3 protein-coding genes are annotated in these 3,782 nt (G+C 74.9%); 1 reads left to right on the forward strand and 2 read right to left on the reverse strand.

Translation table 11 applies throughout. The annotated features are described in order from the left end of the window. Positions 1 to 71 precede the first annotated feature (71 nt). Entirely contained in the window at positions 72 to 1,121 is a 1,050-nt protein-coding gene (locus ACTS11_RS15270) for a hypothetical protein (RefSeq protein ID WP_442641158.1), read from the forward strand. A 574-nt stretch (positions 1,122 to 1,695) separates the two neighbouring features. On the opposite strand, the gene ACTS11_RS15275 is transcribed toward ACTS11_RS15270, so the two are convergent. Both ACTS11_RS15275 and ACTS11_RS15280 read right to left on the reverse strand, forming a co-directional pair. Next, entirely contained in the window at positions 1,696 to 2,037 is a 342-nt protein-coding gene (locus ACTS11_RS15275; RefSeq protein ID WP_442641159.1) for a DUF427 domain-containing protein, read from the reverse strand. Between the two features lie 129 nt (positions 2,038 to 2,166). Then, a partial coding sequence (locus ACTS11_RS15280; RefSeq protein WP_442641160.1) for a M24 family metallopeptidase occupies positions 2,167 to 3,782 on the reverse strand: 1,616 nt, incomplete at its 5' end.

A 3,782-nucleotide genomic window follows, 5' to 3' on the forward strand; every position in this document is an offset into this window, starting at 1 on the left:
CGGCGGAGGAGCATTCCTGAGACCCTCGCGCCGCTTGTCAGGGGGCCGCCTGCGCGACTAGGCTCGGGTCCATGCGGTTCCTTGCGCTCGTCCTGTCCCTGTTCCTCGCGGCGCCCGCCTCCGCCGACACCGGCCGCTTGTCGGAGATGCTGCGCATGATCCCGGACGCGGCGATCCCGCCGGGCGCCCCGCGCCTCGACATCGCCTACGGCAATGGCGACGCGGTGCGCGGCATCGCGCGCAACGGCAACGAGGCCTGGCCCGCCGACGACTGGGCGCACGAGTTCGCGACCCTGCGCTCGGCTCCGCCCGGACAGGCCGAGGCGCTGCGGGCCGCGGGCGGCAGCACGATGAGCCTCGGCTATTTCGACTGGGTCCACAGCCTCGAGGTGGGTGCCCCGCCCGCGCGCATGGGGGTCCACTCGCTGTTTCCCGACAGCGAGATGCGCCTGCGCGGCGCGCTCTTCTCGCGCGGGATGGAGATGGCGACGCGGAACGGGCAGATGGTCCTCTGGGAGGGCGCGACCGATCACGAGGCGCGCGCCGCTGCGGTCGACCCCGAGAACCCTTTCCTGCGGGGGGACGGCATCGCGCTGCGCTTCATCGTCGAGCCCGAGCGGGCGATCTGGGCCAGCGGCTGGCCGCAGATCGAGCTGATGCAGGCGGGCGCCGGGGCGGCGCTGAGCGAGCGTCCCGAGGTCGCACAGGCGCTCGCCGCGCTCGGGGACGCCGTGCGCCGCGAGGGACGGCTGGTGGCGGTGCGGATGTCGCTTGACCTGGGCGGTGCGGGACTGTCCGACTGGCCCGAGGCGCCGCTCGCGGGCGTCTTCCTCGCCGACGTGGTGAACCGGCGCGAGGAGGCGGCGGTCCTCGGCCTGATCTTCCCGCCCGGCACCGATGCCGACGCCATCGCGCTCCGCCTGCGGGAGCGCTGGGGCGGCTCGATGCTGGCGCGCTGGGGGGCGGAGCCGGAGCTGACCGCGATCCCCGGCGCGCGGCCGGGCTTCGTGCTGACGATCTCGGGCGACTGGGGCGCGGACGAGGCGGCGTCGAACGACGCGCTCGCTTCGCTCCTCCGGGCGCGGGAGAACGGGACGCTCGCCGCGCTGCTCGCGCCCTGAGGGGCGGGGCTGACGGGGCGGCACGGCCGTCTGCGCTGCCGATGCGCCCGCAGTGGGTGCGGGGCCTCGCCGCGATCCACGCCCCCCGGGCCCGCGTCGATCTCACGATCCCGGCCGATGCCAGCGCGGACGCTGCGTCGAACGATGCGCGCCTCGCGCTTCCCTGCGCGGGAAGGAGGGGAGCGCGCCGCACTCCCGGCGCCTGAGGAGCGGGCGGCACGGCCCATCCCCGTCCCCGGCGCCGATCCGCCGGACCGGACTTCGCCGCCATCCTTCCGCAGTCAGGCCCCGGCCTTCGCGCGCCGGTCCGCGGAACCCGCGCGCGGCCCGGCGGTGACGAACGATGCCCTCGTGGCGCACCTCGCCGGGATGCTGACCGGGACGCTCGCCGCTTCGCGCGCCTCGGAGGGCGGACGCGACGGGAGCGGAAGGAGGCGCGCGCCGCTGCGGCGCGTGCCGGGGAGAGAACCGCAGGCCATGCCCCGGCGCGCGGCCGGGCCACGTGCGGACGATCCCGCGCGACCTCGGCCGAAGCCGCGCTCGGGCGCCCGCCGTCTCCTGCCTGCCCCGCTGCTCAGAGCTGCTCGACCGTCACCTTGTCGCTGTAGAAGGCGATGTGGCCCCGGATGCGCTCGACCCCCTCCAGCGGCTCCTCGTAGGACCAGGCCGCGTCGGTGATGTCGCCGGCCGCCGTCGTGACCGAGAAGTAGCTCGCCTGTCCCTTGTAGGGGCAGCGCGTGCTCGAGGAGGTGCGCTCGAGCAGCGCCATCCCGATGTCCTCGCGGGGGAAGTAGATGACCGGGGGGGCCGAGCCCTCCAGCAGTTCCAGCGCGTTCGAGGATTCCCCCACGATGGCCCCGCCCGCGCGGACGACCCATGTGCCCGGTGCGGTCCTGATCGTGATATGGTCGGCCATGTCCTTGTCCCTTCCGTCTGTCCGTCCCTGCGGACGCGCGCCTGCGCGCCGCCTTCCGTTGCGTTCCGCCCCTCAGGTGACACCGACGCCCGTGACGGTTTCGTGTCACGCGTGCCGCGGCCCGGGGTCTCAGATGGGCGCCGTCGCCCGTTCGAGCCAGGCGCGTGTCTCCGCGTCGAGGCGCGGCCCGATCCGTTCCGCCACGCCCGCGTGATAGGCGTCGAGCCAGGCGCGCTCCTCGGGCGGGAGCATCTCCGCCACGACGAGCCGCCGGTCGATGGGCGCCCAGGTCAGCGTCTCGAAGGCCAGCATCCTGCGGTCGTCGCCGCCCGGGAGGGGCGCGGCCTCGGTCACGACGACGAGGTTCTCGATGCGGATGCCGAAGGCGCCCTCGCGGTAGTAGCCCGGCTCGTTCGACAGGATCATGCCGGGTTCGAGCGGCACCGTCGAGACCCGGCTGAGCCGCTGCGGCCCCTCGTGCACGCCCAGATAGACGCCGACGCCATGCCCCGTCCCGTGGTCGAAGTCCCGCCCCGCCGCCCAGAGCGGCGCGCGCGCCAGCGCGTCGAGATGCCCGCCGGTGACGCCCCTCGGGAACCGCGCGCGGTGGATCGCGATCATGCCGCGCAGGACCTGGGTGAAGGCGGTCCGCTCCTCCGCGCCCACGTCGCCCACCGGCAGCGTCCGGGTGATGTCGGTCGTCCCATCCTCGTATTGCGCGCCCGAATCGATCAGGAAGAGCTGCCCCGGCAGGACGGGCGCGTTCGTCTCCTCCGTCACGCGGTAATGCACGATGGCTCCGTGTCGCCCCGCGCCCGCGATCGTGTCGAAACTGATGTCGCGCAGCGCGCCGGTTTCCGCCCGGAAGCCCTCGAGCGCACGGACCACGTCGATCTCGGTCAGCCCGCCCGCCGGCGCCGTCTCGTCGAACCAGCGCAGGAAGCGCGCGACGGCCGCCCCGTCGCGCAGGTGCGCCTCGGTCGTCGCCGCGATCTCGGCGGGATGCTTGCGCGCCTTGCGCAGGAGGCAGGGATCGCTGCCCGGGACGATCTCGGCCTGGCCCCGGCCGATTGCGTCGACGGCCGCCTGCGGCGCGGAACTGCGATCGACCCGGACGCGCCCCGTCTCGGCCGCGAGATGTTCCGCGAGCGCCGCCTCGGGGTGGATCGCGACGCCCTCGGGCAGCGCCACGCCCGCGAGCTTCGCGGGCTCGGCATAGAGGTCCAGCCGCCCCGAGCGCCGCAGGATTCCCATGGCGTGCAGGAGCGGCGTGTGTCCCACGTCGCCGCCCCGCAGGTTCAGGAGCCAGCAGAGGCTGTCGGGCTGGGTGAGGAGCGCCGCATCCTCCTCCGCTCCGGCGAGGTCCCCGGCCACGGCCGAGAGCTTCGCCGCCGCGCTCTCGCCCGCGTAGCGCTCGGGCCAGGCGGAGGCGGGGGCCATCGGCGGGGCGGGCCGGTCCGTCCAGATCCGGTCGACGAGGTTCTCCACGGGTCGGAGCGCGACCTGCCGCCGCCCGAGCGCCTCCTCCAGCCGCGCGATCTCGGCCGCGCTGTGCAGCCAGGGGTCGTAGGCCACGACGCCGCCGCCCGGCAGCATGTCGGCGAGCCAGGTCTCGAGCTTTGTCTCGGGCCAGTCGACCGGGGTGAAGCTCTCCATGTCCGACTGCGCACGCACCTGCACGCGGTAGCGCCCGTCGACGAAGATCCCCGCGCGATCCGCCAGGACGGCCGCGAAGCCCGCGGAGC

The sequence above is a fragment of the Roseicyclus sp. genome (assembly GCF_052168335.1).
Taxonomy (GTDB): domain Bacteria; phylum Pseudomonadota; class Alphaproteobacteria; order Rhodobacterales; family Rhodobacteraceae; genus Roseibacterium.